Below are 17318 nucleotides of genomic sequence, written 5' to 3'. Positions count from 1 at the left end.
CTGCATTCCCCGTCTGCCCCCGCGATTCATGGCGCCGGAACCTCCGTCGCAAGGTTGTCGCCCAAAGCCAGTCGCTCGACCTGCGCGCTGGACAAGGCCCCGCGGTAGATCCACGCGTCGTCGATCAAGCCCGGCCACTTGACGCTCCATTCGCCCCCGGTAAGCCGCGCGCCAAACGCGGCCCGCCCTTCGGCGGCAAACAGCTCGGTCTCTTCGATCTGGCCCGCAGTTGTCGGGCTGGCGCCGTTGATCCACAAGCGGGCCGTCCGGGCGACCGGGTCGAACGTGACCGCCACATGCGTCCAGTCCGTCGTGTACGGCCCCGCCCAATCGCCGGTCAGCTGGGACACCGTTGCACTGCTTCCATCAGAACTGCGAACAACGAGCTCCCAGTCCACGACAGTCGCCTCAGTCTCTACGTCGACTTGCGGTGCCGCACGCACCTGCAGCGCGGACTCGTTGCTCCCGGTCAAGGACATCACTGTGGCCCGAGAATTCAGGTCAGCGGCCGACTGCGCCCAGGCCGCGATCGTGAAGCTCTCCGTCGTATCCACCGGAATCTGCCCGAATGGCGTGTAGGCATGTTGGGTGCCGTTCAACGCCATAGCGCTGTCGCCGACCTTGGGCCCACCGATGTCCGTCACCGGTCCGTTGATCCCGAGCAGAGCCGGCCCTCGTACCTCGGAACTGTTCACGTAGTCGTTCGGAAAGCTCCCGTCAGCGTTCTGCGTCTCGAACGTCCAGCGGGAGGCCACATACGGGCGCCGGCCGGCAAGAAGCTTGGCCTCCTCGGTCGGTACGAAGCGGTTGTACAGCCGCACCCCGTCGATCCTCCCGGGTACATGCGACGTCGCCCCCGCTGTCGAGGCGTAACGTCCCGCACCGATCGTGACAGGTCCGTCTCCCGGCGTCGGGTCAGTGAACTCCCGCGGTGTGCTCGGCACGCCGTCGACATAGATCCGCAGCTGGTTAGTCACCGAGTTGTGGACACCGACCAGGTGTGTCCATCGGTTCTTCCGTACCAGCACGTCCGACGACGCCGCTACGATCGTCTTTTCCGACGTGTACCGGCCGAACGCCCATTTCTCGCTACGTCCGTCCGCCGAGCCTGTGTAGTAGAGCTTGTAGTCCATATAGTCCGGACCCGTCTGCGACACCACGACCGCCTGATCCGCGGAGAACTCGTCCAGCCACACCCACGCCTCGACCGCGAACGAGTACAACGTCGCCACCCGCTCCGACGGACCCGCCATCCCCGAATCCCCGGCCCCGTCCAGCATCAGGGCCTTGCCCGAGACCGCAGTAGCCGGCTGCGCCACATGAGCATTTCCCGACAACGTCAACGGACTGTCGCCTGTCTCGCCGTCGAAGCCCCAGCTCGACACGGGCGGCCTGCCCGCTCCGATCCGGACCTGATAGGTCCCGGTACTGGACTTGTTCCCCGCCCCGTCGAACGCCACGGCATTGATCGTGTATACGCCCGGTTCGGACGGCATCATCCAGAAGCCGTGCCGGGACGCGGAAACCTCCGGGCTCGAATCTTTCACCGGCGTGCCGATCTCGTACCGGTACTTCACCACGTCCGAGGCCGGATGCGAGAAGCTGAACTCACCGGACTGACCGACGCCGTCGTGCCACGGGTCGTCCGGATCCGCGGGGTCCGACTTGGGCCACTGTGCCGATGTGATGGTCGGAGCACCCTTCACCAAGGTGTCGTACACGAAATGGCAGTGCCAGCCCGACTCCTCGTAGGACCACATCCCCGTGTCATCCCCGTCGAACACGCGCACAGCCCAACGCAGCATCTTGTTCTCCGGAATCTGCTCCGCGGGTACCCCCTGCGTGAACGGCGACGGGCTCGCCTTGTCACCCGTCGGCACCAGGCCGGAGGTCCAGACCGTGTTGTTGTTCAGGTCCGTGATGGTGAACCGCACCTGGATCCGGTCCCCCGGATCCGGGTCCGAGGCCTGGGACACGACCAGATTGCCGATCGTCCGGATCCGCGATGCGTCTTCCTGCTTCGCACACGACCCGCCCGGGTCCATCGACAGCTGCGTCGACTTCACCCGGTTCGGCGGAAGGTTGTACTCCACCCGCACGTATGCGTCCTTGGAGAACTTCTTCCAGTAGGAGGGGTCCGGCTCGTCGAACGCCTTCAGCCCCAACGTGAGGCGGCTCCATCCTTCGTCCGCGAAGTGCTGCACCGTGTCCTTGATACCGAACCGCGCATAGTCCGGGCTCTGGCAAGTCGACTGGCTGCCACCGTAATGGAAGGAGTTGTTGGCGATGGGCTCCTTCCAGAACCCGGTGTTCGTGGTCAGGTTCCACGACGTGTTCGACGAGTTGATCGCCGCGGTACGCCACAGATCCACCCGGTGGTTCGAGCACACGGCCGAGTGGACGTTCTTCACACCGAACTCGGCAGAAATGATCCTGGTTCCCTTGAACCGCGACACGTCGAACTGATAGAAGAGCCGGTACGTCGACCCGCTCCCGCAGTCGTACCAGCCGGCACAGTTGCCGAGTCCTTGGGTGGACTCTCCGTTGAACATCCACCCCATGTTGTCGGGGTACGACTTGTTGGGTGAGGCCCATGCCCCCGGCTTCGGGGTGTGAAGCTGAGGATCGATGACGATCGGGAAGGTCGTGTCCGGGTCGGTCAGCAGCTCCTGGTCCGGGACGAGCGTCAGCGCACCGCCGTCCGCCGAGAGCCTGGTTTCCACCCGGGCTAGGTCATCCGGCACCCCAGGCGCGCCACCCGAGTCGTCGTTCCCGGCATCGCCGCCAGGGGTGTCCGACGGCATCGCCATGACTGCGGAGTCACCGGAGTCTGTGGCCCCCTCGGCGCTCCCAGCCTTCGGGTCCGCTGTTGCAGCGGCATCCTCGACCGAGGCGCCGGCATCAACCGTCGACGCCGGCTCCCCCGCAACCGTGTCCCACATCGACGCCGGCGGAGCCTCGAACACCGCACCGGCCGCACCGCTGGCGTCGGTCGCCTCGAAGCCGCCCGCCGTCGTCGTACCCACCTCCAGGCCCTCGGTCTGCAGACCGAAGCGGATCGCCGCCAGTTCCGGCGAAGCCGCGGCCTCGGGTGTCTTGACGATCACGTACGACGTATAGCCCGCCTCGGTCGCGGTCATCCGTAGGTCGACGCCCTCCAGCACCTCGACGTACCGGGCGGTGTCTCCCTCCAGCACCGGAGCAGGCAAGGTGCCCGGCCACGAAAGTTCCAGCACCCGGCCGGCCCGCTCCAGCCGCACCAGCGGCCCGTCACCGCCGCCGGAGAACTCGGTCGCCACGGTCGACGCGACAGGCGCGACCATACCGTCGACCGTCGGCTCCAGCGTCGTGTCGACGCGGACCCAACCGCTCTCCTTGCGCGTCCACCGCGGGACCACGAACTCGCGGCCCTCGAGCTTGCCCGACGGCAGCGCCCAGACCTCGCCCAGCTCGTGACGCTGCTCGACGACCTCGACGGGCTCACCGCTCTCGGTCGCCTCGGCCAGGGCCGTCTGCTCCGCCTCGGAGGCGACCTCAAACTCCTCCGGCGGCACCGAGCCGTCACCCGTCGCCACCTCGACCGGCCGGCCGTCGTCGGCGAGACCGTCGCCGACCGGGCCCTGCTCGACCTCGGGGCCCTCGAACGGCGGCTCCACGACCGGGGCCTCCGCCGCGGACGCCAGAGGCATGACGGCGGGGACCAGGAGGCCGCCCAGCAACGCGGCAGCAGCCAAGATCCCGGCAGCGGCTGTTCGACGTCGAACACCTGGCACGGACCCACGGCCCAGCGAACGGACCTGCATGACATGGCCTCCCGGACCGATGGCGACATGACCGGCAGCCGCGCGGGCAGCATCCATCCGGGATGCGACGACACATTTGCCGGAGCGGATCATGCCACGGGGAGAAATACCTCAGGTATCCGACACTGACGGAAAGGTGCTTCATTCAGTCAAAAATGGATGAAAAATAGGTCTCACCCTGGCCGCTTGAACGGCGAAATTCCGCGGATCGATCTGCCAAGGTTGGGTAATGCACTCTGCACAAAATCTCCACGACCACCCCGTCCGTAGGGTTGGCCGCACCCGTCCACCCCGTTCCCAGGAAAGTGTCAGACAGCGGTCGCAGACTGGACACATGGCGACACCAGAGGCGCGGCTCGTCGTCGTCGACGACGAGCCCAACATCCGTGAGCTCCTTGCCACGTCCCTGCGATTCGCGGGATTCGAGGTGCACGCCGCTGCCGACGGCAACAGCGCGCTCCAGCTGGTCCGCGACCTGGACCCGGACCTGGTCGTGCTAGACGTGATGCTCCCCGACATGGACGGCTTCACCGTGACGCGCCGCATGCGCGCCACCGGGAAGCACGCCCCCGTGCTGTTCCTGACCGCGCGCGACGACACGCAGGACAAGATCCAGGGCCTGACCGTCGGCGGCGACGACTACGTCACCAAGCCGTTCAGCCTTGAGGAGGTCGTGGCACGGATCCGCGCCGTGCTGCGCCGCACCGGGACGCCGGTGCCGGAGGACGAGGCGGTCCTCAAGGTCGGCGACCTGGAGATGGACGAGGACTCCCACGAGGTGCGGCGCGCGGGCATCGAGATCGACCTGTCCCCCACCGAGTTCAAGCTGCTGCGCTACCTCATGCTCAACGCGGGCCGCGTGCTGTCCAAGGCCCAGATCCTCGACCACGTCTGGCAGTACGACTGGGGCGGCGACGCCAACATCGTCGAGTCGTACATCTCCTACCTGCGCCGCAAGATCGACCACCTGACCCTCGACAGCCCGCACGGTCCGGTCAAGCTGCCCGCGCTGATCCACACCAAGCGCGGCGTCGGCTATCTGCTGCGCGCGGCATCCTGAACATGAGCGGCGTCGTGACGGCGGACGTCACCCCGGTGGACACCGGGGCGCCGGCCGATGCCCGAACGCCCGCCGACTCCGGGACCCCGGTCAAGAGCAGGCTGCATGCCTGGATCGCCGCCATCCCGCTCCGGACGCGGCTGGTCGCGATCACCGCCTTCCTGCTCGCGGTGGGCCTGATCGTCGCCGGGCTCCTGACGCGGGCGGTGACGGAGCGCTACCTGATCGACCAGGTCGACGCCGAGCTGAGGGCCAACGCGCCAGGGCTCGCCAAGGTCGTCCTGTCGTGGGGTGCCGCCGGAGCCCTCCCGAGCGACTACTACATCGAGTACCGGTGGGAGGACAGCAGCACCGCGGGCGACGAGTCCGAGAACGGCCACACGACGGTGCGGCGCGGGCTCGAGACGGTGCAGGCGTTCGGCCTGCCCGACATCCCCGGCCTGACCTACGAGGAGGCCGCCGCACGCGCCCACGATCCGTTCACCGTCCGGGCGGTCACGGTCGGTGAGTCCGCCAGCGCGACACGGTGGCGCGTCTACCCCATGGTCAACGCGAGCCCGACGAGCGGAGCCCCCCAGATCGCGGTCGTGGCACTGCCGCTCGGCCGCGTCGACGCCACCCTCGACGTCCTCACGAAGACCCTCGTCCTGTCCGGTCTCGGCATCGTCCTGCTCGGCCTCGTCCTGGCCGGCCTGATGATCGAGCGCTCCCTGCGCCAGCTCCGCGAGATCGAGGGTTCGGCGGCGGACATCGCCGCCGGTGACCTCTCCCAGCGCGTCCCCGCACCGCCGCCGAGCACCGAGGTGGGCTCGCTCGCCGCCTCCCTGAACTCGATGCTCGCCCAGATCGAGACGGCTTTCTCGGCCCGCGAGGCGTCCGAGGCCCGCATGCGCCGCTTCGTCGCCGACGCCTCGCACGAGCTCCGCACGCCCCTCGCCACCATCCGCGGCTACGGCGAGCTCTACCGCATGGGCGCCCTGAACGACGCCGCCGGCAACCCCGACACCGAGCGGGTCACGGACACCATGACCCGCGTCGAGGACGCGGCACGCCGCATGGGCTCCCTCGTCAACGACCTCCTGGCCCTGGCCCGCCTCGACGAGGGCCGCCCGATCGCGCAGGCGCCGGTCGACGTCGTCGCGCTCGCGCGCGACAGCGCCCAGGACCTGCGGGCGCTGGACCCGTCGCGGCAGGTCCGCGTCGTCGGGCTCGGCACGATGCCCGACGACGACGCCGCGGCCGGCCTCGACCCCGTCACGGCCCACGGTGACGTCGAGCGGCTGCGGCAGGTGCTGACCAACCTCATCGGGAACGTCGCACGGCACACGCCGGCCGGGACGCCGGCCGAGATCGCCGTCGGGCACGGGGCCGGCGGCGAGGTGGTCGTCGAGGTGCGCGACCACGGCCCGGGCGTCGACGACGAGCTGGCCGTGCGGATGTTCGAGCGGTTCTACCGGGCGGACTCGTCGCGCAACCGGGAGTCCGGCGGGTCCGGCCTCGGGCTGGCGATCGTCTCGGCGATCGTGGACGCGCACCGCGGGGAGATCGAGGTCGTGCAGACCCCGGGCGGCGGGCTGACCGTACGGGTCACGCTGCCGCCGGGCGCCGCGGCCTAAACGTTCCAGGGCTGGATTCAGGGGTGTCCCCGGTTCGCCTGGCAGGCGTGCGGTAATAGGCTTGAAGGAAGAGGTCAGCCCCACACTGGCCGCTGCAAATCGTTACCCGAGCCGAAGGTCAATCTGATGGGCGTCATGGCGCCGGAGTGGTACATCACCTCGTTCGTCCGGAGCGCGGTCGGCGTCGGCGCCACCGCCTCGGCAGAGGAGATCGAACGTGTCGGGGAGGACCTCGTCGAGCGCTGGTCCGGCCAGGACCGGCACTTCCACAACCTGCGCCATCTCGGGGCGGTGCTGCACCGCGTGGACGAGCTGTCCGAGGAGACCCACTCGGCCGACGTCGTCCGCCTGGCCGCCTGGTACCACGGGGCCGTCTTCGACGCCGCGTCCAAGACGGCGTATGCGTCCAAGGGCGGTGAACAGACATCGGCGAGCGCCGAGCTGGCCCGCGCGGAGCTGACCCGCCTGGGCGTGCCCGCCGAGACGGCGCAGCGCGTGTCGCACCTGGTCAACGGCCTCCTGCGGCACGCCCCCGACGCGACGGACCTGGACGCGTGCGTGCTGAACGACGCCGACCTCGCGATGCTCGCCGCCGAGCCGCAGCGGTACAAGGAGTACTCGGCGGCGGTGCGCGCGGAGTACGAGCACATCCCGCTGAACGACTACCTGCGGGCACGCATCAAGGTGCTGTCCAAGCTGCTGGCGCGCGAGTCGCTGTTCCTGTCGCCGATGGGCGCGGGCTGGGAGGACTCCGCCCGCCAGAACCTCGACGCGGAACTGCACCGCCTGCGCAAGAAGCAGGCGGCGCTCGACGCGGAAGCCGGAACGGCCTGACTACAGGTACTTGACCGGGTCGAACTCTTCGATCGGGATGATCCGTACGCGCGGCAGCAGGGTGTTGAAGGCGTCCGCGTCGCCCTCCAGGTCGAAGAGGTCCAGGCCCTCTTCCTCCAGCTCGGCGAAGCGCGCGTTGACGAACTCGCGGAAGCCGAGCAGGCCGACCCGGCGGTCGCCGCCGAGCAGCGCCTCGATCTGGGGCAGGAAGTCGCCGTCGTGGCTGGCCAGGAGGACGTCACCGGGGCGGTCGTGCAGCGCTTCCAGCGTGCGCTGGATACCGACGTCGACCACCTTCTCGTTGCCCTGCGCCGCCAGCGGGACGGGCCGGTAGCCCATCGCGAGCAGCGCCTGCACGAACGGCATCGGCATCTGGCCGCTGGTCGCGTTGAGGAAGAAGAGCGGCACGACCTCCTGCGACCACACCTTGCTCGCGAAGTCGGCGATGCGGTCCCAGCGCGGGCGTTCCTCCGGCGCGGGACGCCGGTTCAGCACGTTCATCCCGAGGGTCGCGTCGATGTTCTCGCCGTCGACGAGGAGGTAGGTACGACGCGGTATGGCCTGCGATGACGGTCCTGACATGGTGTCAGCGTAGCCGCCGGATCACGCGAGGGAGCCAAAACCTCGGCGTGGGTTCGGACTCGAGTGCTATGCCGCCCAGCGGCATGCCGTCGGGAACGTCCTGCGCGGAGGCGTCCTGGACCGCGCGGTCCAGGGCCTGCTGGACCTCGAGGTCCGCCCGGCAGGCGAGGTCGAGCGCGGCAGGCAGGTCGGTGCGCGCCCCGGACCGTTCCCGGGCCTCGGCCGCGAGGCGCGTCGCCTCGTCGAGGTGGGTCCGTGCCTTAGGGCCGACGACGGCGCGGCGGGTGGCGATCAGGGTGGCCGCCTGGGGCAGCCGCACGTCCAGGCGGCTCAGGGTGTCGCGCAGCAGGGCTGTCGCACGGGCGTCGACCTCCGCGGGTTCGCGGACGCCCGCCAGCGAACGATCCAGCGCGGCCTCGCTCGCGGCGATGCGGCCGAGCAGGGTGAACGGGTCGGCGTCGTCGCGGGTGATCTCGACCTGCTTGAGCGCGGCCCCGGCGGCGGCCCGCGCCATGGTGACCTGCGGGTCGTCGCCGGCGAGACGTTCCGCGTCGGCCACGTCCTGCGTGAGGGAGGCGATCGCCTTGTCGAGCCGGGGCGCGACGTCGGCCAGGTCGGCAGACGTCCGCACGAGCGAATCCAGCAGCAGTTCCGCCTGTTCCAGAGCGGTCTGCGCGCCGCGCGCGGCGGCGGTGGCGAACCTCCGGTCCCGCGCGGAGGCGGCCTCCCTGCCCGCGTCGATGGTCCTGCGGGCATCGTCGACCAGGCGATCGGCTTGGTCACCATTGCTCGTGACCACGCGGAGGGCCTCGGCCGGGAACTCGTCGTGCAGCGCCCGGATGTCCTTGCGGGCCCGCTCGATCCGCCGGTCCAGCCCTCCGGCCCGCTGCCACAGCGCGTCGAACGCCTCGGTGGCACGGCTCTTGTTCAGCACCCGGACGTCGTCGAGCAGCAGGGTCCCGGAGCCGGACGGCGCGGACGCCTCGCCGGCCCGGGAGGGCACCGGTTCCGGGCGGACGGCGGGCGGAGCAGGCCGGGCGACCTCCGCCGCCCCGTCGTCCTTCTCCGCGACGAGGCCGGCATCGGCCGCGAGGACCGCGGCCGGCAGCGTCTCGCGGGCAGGCACGGAGGCGTCCCGCCCCTCGGCGTCCGACGACGTCGTCGTCCCCCGTGCCCTCGTGCTCCGCACGATCCACCAGGCCACGAGCCCGACCGCCACCGCGCCGAGCGCGGCCCACAGGATCCACCGGCTGGATCCGCTCGACTGCTGCGTGACGAGCGCCGCGCGGGCGGCGTCGGTCGCGGCCTCGGCCCACTCGCCGTCGGCGACTGCGGCGCTCGACGCGGCGAGGATCCGCGCCTGCTGGTCGGTCGTGACCGGGCCGTTCACGTCGACGGACAGGCCCTGCACGCGGTCCTCGGTCGCGACGGCCAGCAGCAGGTCCTCGGGCGCGAGGCCGGACTTCGTCGCAGTCGCGTCCGCCCAGTCCTCCGGGTCAAGGCCGTCGAACGTCTCCAGGTAGACCACGAAGAGCCGCAGCGAGGTCTCGTCCTCGAGCCGGGTCACGGCGGCGGACACCTCGGCGAGCTCGTCGTCGGACAGCACCTCGGCGTCGTCCACGACCGGGCCGTGCACGGAGATGGGCATGGCCGACGGCAGGATGTCCTGCATGGTGGCGGCCTGGACCTTGGCCGACAGCAGGGCCGTGCCCGTGGGCGACGGCGTGGGTCCGGAGGTGGCGGTCTCCTCCTCGGCGAGGACGACGCCGGACGCCGCCGCGGCGGGCCCCGGACCGTCGAGCGCGATCGCCGGGGCGGGCAGCCCGAGCGTCATGCCACCGGCGACGACGCCCGCGAGGACGAGCCGGCGCCACCGCGGCGCACTCTCGTGAACAGCTGCGAGGGTATCCGGAATATGCGGATGATCTGCAGGAGCGGAGGAGTCGGTCACGAACCGATGGTGACCCCGCAGGACGACGGCCGCAAATCGGAACGCCCGAAAGGTGCGCTCCGCGACGGTGGGTCTGGTCACCCCCCTGGCTCACACCGCACCCTGCGGGCATGGCAGAGGCCGCCCTCCCACGGGGAGAGCGGCCTCTGCAGCGGTAGATCAGGCCCTGCTGATCCTCCTCGGACTCCGCTCCGGGCGCAGGCCTCGTACCTCGGCCCGCACCCTTCGCTGCGCCCTTCGTCAGATCAGAAGCCCATGCCGCCCATGTCGCCCATGCCGCCGCCGTCGCCGCCCGCGGGGGCGGACTTCTCCGGCTTGTCGGCCACGACGGCCTCGGTGGTGAGGAACAGCGCGGCGATCGACGCGGCGTTCTGCAGCGCGGAGCGCGTCACCTTGACCGGGTCGTTGACACCGGCGGCGAGCAGGTCCTCGTACACGCCGGTGGCGGCGTTGAGGCCCTGGCCCGCGGGGAGGCTGCGCACCTTCTCCGCCACGACGCCGCCCTCGAGGCCGGCGTTCACGGCGATCTGCTTCAGCGGGGCGTCGATGGCGGCGCGGACGATGCCCGCACCGGTCGCCTCGTCACCCTCGAGGTCCAGCTTGTCGAACGCGGCGGCGCCGGCCTGGATGAGGGCCACGCCACCACCGGCGACGATGCCCTCCTCGACGGCGGCCTTCGCGTTGCGCACGGCGTCCTCGATGCGGTGCTTGCGCTCCTTGAGCTCCACCTCGGTGGCCGCACCGGCCTTGATGACGGCCACGCCGCCGGCCAGCTTGGCGAGGCGCTCCTGCAGCTTCTCGCGGTCGTAGTCGGAGTCCGACTTCTCGATCTCGCTGCGGATCTGGTTGACGCGGCCCGCGATGAGGTCGGCGTCGCCCGCACCCTCGACGATCGTGGTCTCGTCCTTCGTGACGACCACCTTGCGGGCGGTGCCCAGCAGGTCGAGCGTGGCGTTCTCCAGCTTGAGACCGACGGTCTCCGAGATGACCTGGCCACCCGTGAGGATGGCGATGTCCTGGAGCATGGCCTTGCGGCGGTCGCCGAAGCCCGGGGCCTTGACGGCGACGGACTTGAACGTGCCGCGGATCTTGTTCAGCACCAGGGTCGCCAGGGCCTCGCCCTCGACGTCCTCGGCGATGATCAGCAGGGCGCGGCCCTGCTTCATGACCTGGTCCAGGATCGGGAGCATGTCCTTGACGTTCGAGATCTTCGACTCGACGATCAGGACGTAGGCGTCCTCGAGCACGGCCTCCTGGCGCTCGGGGTCCGTCTCGAAGTAGCGGGCGAGGAAGCCCTTGTCGAAGCGCATGCCCTCGGTGAGCTCGAGCTCCAGGCCGAAGGTGTTCGACTCCTCGACGGTGATGACGCCTTCCTTGCCCACCTTGTCGAGGGCCTCGGCGATGAGCTCGCCGATCGCGGGGTCACCGGCGGAGATGGCGGCGGTGGCGGCGATCTCCTCCTTCGTCTCGATCTCCTTGGCGGAGTTGAGCAGCTGCTCGGTGACGGCCTCGGTGGCCTTCTCGATGCCGCGCTTGATCGCGATCGGGTTGGCGCCGGCGGCGACGACGCGCAGGCCCTCCTTGACGAGCGCCTGGGCGAGCACGGTGGCGGTGGTGGTGCCGTCACCCGCGACGTCGTCCGTCTTCTTGGCGACCTCCTTGACGAGCTCGGCGCCGATGCGCTCGAACGGGTCCTCGAGCTCGATCTCCTTCGCGATGGAGACGCCGTCGTTCGTGATCGTGGGGGCGCCCCACTTCTTGTCGAGCACGACGTTGCGGCCCTTGGGACCGAGCGTCACCTTGACGGTGTCGGCGAGCTGGTTGAGCCCGCGCTCCATGCTCCGACGAGCTTCCTCGTCGAACGCAATCATCTTGGCCATGGGGATGGATCCTCCGCTGGTGGCGTACGTGAGCCGGCTCGGCGCCCGCGACGGACGGCCCGCCCCGGAGCGATCACGTCTCGCCCCCGAACGAACCTCACCTGTCGGCCCTTCTGTCACTCTCAGCCCGAGAGTGCTAACCCATTATTGGCACTCTCCCCCCGAGAGTGCAAGCAGACGATTCCCCTGCGCGGCGCGTGACCGTGGTCGGCTCGTCGTCGCATGATCGGCGGACCGGGGAGCCGATCGTGCGACAACCAGCCGATCACGAACCCTCTGGGGCGAGACTCGGCGGGCGGCGGATCTCGAACTCGCGCAGGAGGACGCGGCGGGCCGCGTGCCAGCCCGGCATGCCGTGCACGCCGGGGCCCGGAGGAGTCGCCGCGGAGCAGAGGTAGACGCCCTCTACGCCTGTGGCGTACGGATCCCAGCGCCATCCCACCGCGCCGGGCGCGGCGAGCATCCGCGGCATCGTCGCCACGCCCGCGCCGATGTCCCCGCCCACGTAGTTGGCGTTGTGCGCGGCCATCCGCGCGGCGGGCACGCATCGGGCGGCGACGACGACGTCTCGGAACCCCGGCGCGAACCGTTCGATCTGCCCGACGACGGCGTCCGCGACGTCCTGCTCCGACCCGGCCGGCACGTGCGCGTACGCCCACAGCGGCCGCAGCCCAGCGACCTCCCGGGCCGGATCGGTCACGGCCGGGTCGCTCAGCAGGCACACGGGCCGCCCGGGCAGCCGCCCGGCGGCGACGTCGGCCTCGGCTGCGGCCAGCTGCTCGCGGGTCCCGCCGAGATGCACGGTCGCCGCGCGTCCGACGTCGTCCACGGCCCACGGCACCGGGCCGGACAGCACGAGATCGACCTTCGCGGCGCCGCCGCCGAAGCGGTGGCGCCGCAGCGCGGCACGCGGCCGCGCCGGCAGGCGATCACCGAAGACCTGTCCGACGACGCCGGGCGCCGTGTCGAACAGGTACGCGCGGGCGCGCGGGAGATCGGAGCGGCTGCGGACCGGACGGGAGGTCTCGATCTCGCCGCCGTGCGCGTGCAGGTCCGCGACGAGTGCGTCCACGATCGCCTGCGAACCACCGACCGGGAGCGCCCAGCCGCGCGGCGCATGCGCCAGCGCCCCGAGCAGCAGGGCGGTCCCGGCCCCCGCGAGGGACGGCAGGGGCGTCATGACGTGCGCGGCGACGCCGGTCAGCAGCGCGGGCGCGACGTCGCCGGCGAACCGGCGGCCCCAGGCGGAGGTGCCCTGCTCGATCAGGCCCGGGCCGAAGTCCAGGGCGGCGCGCGCGATCGTGGCGAGGCGCCCTGGGGTGAGGCCGACCGGACCCGCCAGGCCTCGCTTGTCGCTCATCGCGAGCGCGGTGACGGCCTGCCAGTTCTCGGCGAGCGGCGCCAGGAGCGCACGCCACGCGGCGCCGTCGGAGGCGCTACCCGCGGTCCCTTCGGCCGCGAGCCGGGCGACCGTGCGGTCGAGGTCGCGGTAGGCGATCCCGGCACGCGCCGCACGCGATCCGGGGCGGGGATCCAGCGGCTGCGCGTACGAGACCTCCGGCGTCCGCAGCTCGATCCGGTCGGCCAGCCCGAAGGCCCGGAAGAACGGCGATGCCCACGCCATGGGGTGCACCGCGGAACACAGGTCGAACCGGAGCTGCGCCCCGGTCGCCGCGTCGGCGCCGAGCACCGGCCACGACGACTCCCCCGGCCCGGCGGGCGCCGACCCGGCGAGCTCCGCCCCGCCGAATGTCCGGGCCCCTCCGCCGGCCGTGGCCTGCTCCTCCAGCACCCGCACCCCGAGCCCCGCCCGCGCCAGCGTGACCGCCGCCGCGAGCCCGTTGGGCCCGGATCCGACGACGACGACATCGAGCGTGCGCATGCCCTCATCGAACCACGAGGAAACAGAAAGGGGCCGCGGCCGCTTGGTGCGGCCGGGCCCGCAGCGTCGGTCCAGCCGGGTGCTGGGGACGTCGCACGTCGTCGTGCATCGGCAGACGACCAGGTGACGGGACGGGCGGCGTGCGGGTCTTGGGCCGCGCGCCGTCCCGTCGATCGGGGAAGACCAGCCAGGGGGAAACCGGTCCGGGCTAGGTCAGAGAGGACGGACCATCTCTGCCTGCGGGCCCTTCTGGCCCTGCCCCACTTCGTACTCAACCGCCTGTCCCTCGTCGAGGGTGCGGTAACCGTCGACCTGAATCGCGCTGTAGTGAACGAACAGGTCCTGCCCGCCGGCGGTCGGGGTGATGAAGCCGTACCCCTTCTCGGCGTTGAACCACTTGACGGTGCCCTGGGCCATGCACTTCTCCTTGCATCTCGCAAACGGGTCGGTTCGACCCGCGGTGATTCGAGGTTAGTGCGCCAAGTCACACTATGGAAGGGGTAAATCGCTATTTGACGGATTCCGCGCAGGGCGAACGCCCAGGTCAGGGGTTCGCCGCTGTCCGACGCCGCCCGGCGGAGCGCCGTCTGACGCCAGAAGGTTGCCTCAGGAGGGGTGAATTGGGCAAGGAGTTCGGCGAGATCTGGCGGCTTGCCTGGATTCGACGAGCAAAGACAAGATGGTTGACCCTGGCATCCGACTGACCTCAGGAATGCAAATGTGCCCGCACCGGAACCGGAGCGGGCACATCGTGAGAACAGTCGATCGATGTCAGCCGGCGACGCGTTCCAGACCGGCCGTAGAGAGGCTTAGCCGCCTTGGGACCTACTGGGGTGCCGTGAACATGAAGACCCAGGCGGCTTGATCCGAACTTGTCACGGCATCATTCATGACGACGTTCGAAGCCGGAATCCCGAGCACCGCCGCGAGGGCCTTGCCCTCCGCCTCTCGATCCTTGCCGTACCAGACGGTATTGGCCGAAAGCCCGGCGACGTCCACGCCCTCGGGCCCTGTTTCCAGGCTCACCTCGATGTTCGAGACGCCGCCCGCCTCAAGGTTCGTCGCCGTCGTCGCCGCCAGCTGGTCCACCGTTCTACCGGTGTTGAACACCATGTACGACGCCGCCGGGTCCATCTTCGCGACGAGTTCCTCGGTGCTCGGGGCCTTGGGCTTCGGGCTGGACGAGGGCTTGTCCTTCGGCTTCTCGCTCACGGGGGCCGAGGCGCCGGCACTCGGCTGCGCCGCCGAGTCGTCGTCGCCGCCCCCGGACAGGAGGGTGATGCCGCCCCACGCCACGCCCGCGCAGACCAGCGCGACGAGCAGGAACGGCCATGCCGAACTCCACCCGCTGCGCGGCGCACGGTGCACGCCCACGGGTGCGCCGCCGGGCACGGCGACGTCGAACTCATCGGCCGGGTAGCGGTAGGTGCTGTTCGTCACGGCGGAAAGGGTAGCCCAGAGTGCTGGGCTTTCAGGCCTTCTCGTCCGCGAGCCGTTGTGCCGATCTTGTGCCCTGGCGCGTCGCGCGCATCCGGCGGAGGCGCTTGACCAGCGCCGGGTCCTGCGCCATCGCGGCGGGCCGGTCGATGAGCGCGTTGAGAACCTGGTAGTACCGGGTCGAGGTCAGGTCGAAGGCCGCCCGCATGGCTTCCTCCTTGGCTCCCGCGAACCTCCACCATTTCCGCTCGAAGGCGAGGATCTCGCGCTCCAGGTCGGTCAGGCCGCCGTCCGCGTCGCCGGCGATCGCGTCCGGCGCCGGCGTCGTGGCGACGGCGCCCTCGGGCACGACGTCGACGAACTCCGGGGACACGATCACGGCTTCACTCATGCGGGTCACCCTACGACCAGTTGAACGTCCGTGTCATTCGTCCGGCATGCCGTAGCACCCTAGACACCTTTCACACCGCCCGTTCACCTGCGACGACGCCGTCGGCCCGAACCGGGCGACCGCATGGTCGATGTCAGTGACCACGAGTAATGTCCCCGCTCGTGGAGACCATGACGCCCGAGACCGACAACCCCGTTGACGGGGACACCGCGCGCAAGCCCCTCACCGAGATCATCGCGCCGGACTGGGCCGCAGCCCTGTCCGACGTCGAGCCCCGCATCCACGCGATGGGAGACTTCCTGCGCGCCGAGAACACGGCGGGTCGCGGTTACTTCCCGCCCGGTCCGAACGTGCTCGCAGCCTTCCAGCGCCCGCTGGCCGACGTCAAGGTGCTGATCGTCGGGCAGGACCCGTACCACGGCCCCGGCCAGGCCATGGGTCTGTCCTTCTCGGTGCAGCCCGATGTCCGCCCGCTGCCGCCGTCGCTGCTGAACATGTACAAGGAACTGCAGAGCGACCTCGACCTGCCGATGCCGTCCAACGGCGACCTGCGCCCCTGGGCCGACCAGGGCGTGATGCTCCTCAACAGGGTGCTCACGGTCACGCCACGCAAGGCGAACTCGCACAAGGGCAAGGGCTGGGAGGAGATCACCGAGGCCGCCGTGAAGGCACTGGCCGCGCGTGGCGGCCCGCTCGTCGCCGTCCTGTGGGGATCGAACGCGAGGTCGCTGAAGAAGTTCCTCGGCGACACCCCGGCGGTCGAGTCCGTGCACCCGTCGCCGCTGTCGGCCCGCAACGGGTTCTTCGGGTCGAAGCCGTACTCCCAGGTCAACGCTCTGCTGAAGGAGCAGGGCGCGACGCCGATCGACTGGCAGCTGCCGTAACGCGCGGGGTGTCGCGGCTCACGCCGGTCGTACCTGCTACCGGACTACACAGGACCCCGCGTCCCACGCAAGAATGAGTGGCGTGAGCGCGACATCCCAGAACCCAGAAGCTCTCCTTGACCCGGGCACCGCGCCCGCAGCGCCGCGCTGGACGCGGTACGTCGCGATCGGCGACTCCTTCAGCGAGGGCCTGTGGGACCCGTACCCGAACCTCGACGACGTCCAGCGCGGCTGGGCCGACCGCCTCGCGTCGACGCTGAGCGAGCGCCGCACCGCCGCGGGCGAGCCGGCGCTCGAGTACGCCAACCTCGCGATCCGGGGCCGCCTGCTGCCCCAGATCATCGCCGAGCAGCTCGACGTCGCGCTGGTCATGAAGCCGGACCTCGTCTCGATCGTGGGCGGCGGGAACGACATCCTCCGCCCGGGCGTCGACCTCGAGACGATCACCGGCGCGCTGGAGGACGCCGTCGCGAAGATCCGCGCCACCGGCGCCGACGTCCTCATGGGCACCGGCTTCAAGGCCGGCGGCACGCTCGCCTGGACCAACAGCCGGGTCGGCGTGTTCAACGCGAACGTCTGGTCGATCGCCCGCCGCCACGACGCCCACGTGCTCGACCTGTGGGGCATGCGCTCCCTCTTCGACCTGCGCGTCTGGTCCGCCGACCGCATCCACCTGCTCCCCGAGGGCCACGAGCGCGTCAAGAACGCGGCCCTGACGGGCCTCGGCCTGCCGCCCGACGACGCCGCCTGGGACGAGCCGCTCCCCGCCGGCCCGGCCCTGACCCGCATCGCCGTGCTGCGCGAGAACGCCGCCTGGGCCCGGGAACACGTGGGCCCCTGGGTCAAGCGCCGCGTGACGGGCCGCTCCTCGGGCGACGGCCGCACCCCCAAGTGGCCGTCGACCAGCCACTGGCCGCCCACCGCGTAGGCGAGGGCCACCGGCTCACCCGCACCGTCGTCGGGCACACACCACGACAAGGCCCGGAATCCCGCGACGG

13 protein-coding genes are annotated in these 17318 nt (G+C 70.6%); 5 read left to right on the top strand and 8 right to left on the bottom strand.

Annotated features, from left to right (window positions below; all coding sequences use genetic code 11):
- Positions 1-26: 26 nt before the first annotated feature.
- Positions 27-3656: a LamG domain-containing protein gene (locus tag ABD208_RS08430; protein ID WP_344101519.1), complete on the bottom strand. Its 3630-nt coding sequence runs from the start codon at positions 3654-3656 to the stop codon at positions 27-29.
- Positions 3657-4137: 481 nt separating this feature from the next.
- Between ABD208_RS08430 and ABD208_RS08425 the strand changes: the two genes are divergently transcribed.
- The 3 genes from ABD208_RS08425 to ABD208_RS08415 all read left to right on the top strand — a co-directional run bounded on the left by ABD208_RS08425 (position 4138) and on the right by ABD208_RS08415 (position 7313).
- Positions 4138-4863, top strand: a complete 726-nt coding sequence (locus ABD208_RS08425) for a response regulator transcription factor (protein WP_344101517.1) — start codon at positions 4138-4140, stop codon at positions 4861-4863.
- 2 nt (positions 4864-4865) lie between these two features.
- Positions 4866-6479: a sensor histidine kinase gene (locus tag ABD208_RS08420; RefSeq protein WP_344101515.1), complete on the top strand. Its 1614-nt coding sequence runs from the start codon at positions 4866-4868 to the stop codon at positions 6477-6479.
- A 126-nt stretch (positions 6480-6605) separates the two neighbouring features.
- The gene (locus ABD208_RS08415) at positions 6606-7313 is read left to right on the top strand and encodes an HD domain-containing protein (protein ID WP_344101513.1); all 708 of its coding nucleotides are present in this window, start codon (positions 6606-6608) and stop codon (positions 7311-7313) included.
- Here the strand turns inward: ABD208_RS08415 and ABD208_RS08410 are convergent, their stop codons facing one another.
- The 7 genes from ABD208_RS08410 to ABD208_RS08380 form a co-directional block, all read right to left on the bottom strand.
- On the bottom strand, positions 7314-7895 hold the full coding sequence (locus ABD208_RS08410; RefSeq protein WP_344101511.1) for an NYN domain-containing protein: 582 nt from the start codon (positions 7893-7895) through the stop codon (positions 7314-7316). It abuts the gene before it with no gap.
- A gap of 4 nt (positions 7896-7899) precedes the next feature.
- A complete protein-coding gene (locus tag ABD208_RS08405; RefSeq protein WP_344101509.1) occupies positions 7900-9846 on the bottom strand; it encodes a TPM domain-containing protein in 1947 nt (648 codons plus the stop codon).
- 245 nt (positions 9847-10091) lie between these two features.
- Positions 10092-11726: a chaperonin GroEL gene (groL, locus tag ABD208_RS08400; protein ID WP_344101507.1), complete on the bottom strand. Its 1635-nt coding sequence runs from the start codon at positions 11724-11726 to the stop codon at positions 10092-10094.
- Positions 11727-11991: 265 nt separating this feature from the next.
- On the bottom strand, positions 11992-13608 hold the full coding sequence (locus tag ABD208_RS08395) for a phytoene desaturase family protein (RefSeq protein WP_344101505.1): 1617 nt from the start codon (positions 13606-13608) through the stop codon (positions 11992-11994).
- Between the two features lie 213 nt (positions 13609-13821).
- Positions 13822-14025, bottom strand: a complete 204-nt coding sequence (locus tag ABD208_RS08390) for a cold-shock protein (RefSeq protein WP_344101503.1) — start codon at positions 14023-14025, stop codon at positions 13822-13824.
- Between the two features lie 408 nt (positions 14026-14433).
- A complete protein-coding gene (locus tag ABD208_RS08385; protein ID WP_344101501.1) occupies positions 14434-15048 on the bottom strand; it encodes a hypothetical protein in 615 nt (204 codons plus the stop codon).
- Between the two features lie 31 nt (positions 15049-15079).
- Positions 15080-15436, bottom strand: coding sequence for a DUF3263 domain-containing protein (locus tag ABD208_RS08380; protein ID WP_344101499.1), 357 nt, complete (start codon positions 15434-15436; stop codon positions 15080-15082).
- Between the two features lie 170 nt (positions 15437-15606).
- On the opposite strand from ABD208_RS08380, the gene ABD208_RS08375 reads away from it, so the two are divergent.
- Together ABD208_RS08375 and ABD208_RS08370 are read left to right on the top strand one after the other, a co-directional pair.
- Positions 15607-16320 carry a uracil-DNA glycosylase gene (locus ABD208_RS08375; RefSeq protein WP_344102274.1) on the top strand — a complete coding sequence of 238 codons (714 nt, stop codon included), beginning with the start codon at positions 15607-15609 and terminating at the stop codon, positions 16318-16320.
- Positions 16321-16402: 82 nt separating this feature from the next.
- Complete coding sequence (locus ABD208_RS08370; RefSeq protein ID WP_344101497.1) at positions 16403-17248, top strand: SGNH/GDSL hydrolase family protein; 846 nt, start codon at positions 16403-16405, stop codon at positions 17246-17248.
- The last annotated feature ends 70 nt before the right edge of the window (positions 17249-17318 follow it).

It is taken from the genome of Myceligenerans crystallogenes (assembly GCF_039529775.1).
Lineage (GTDB): Bacteria > Actinomycetota > Actinomycetes > Actinomycetales > Cellulomonadaceae > Myceligenerans > Myceligenerans crystallogenes.
This window is presented reverse-complemented; position numbering and strand designations above follow the sequence as displayed.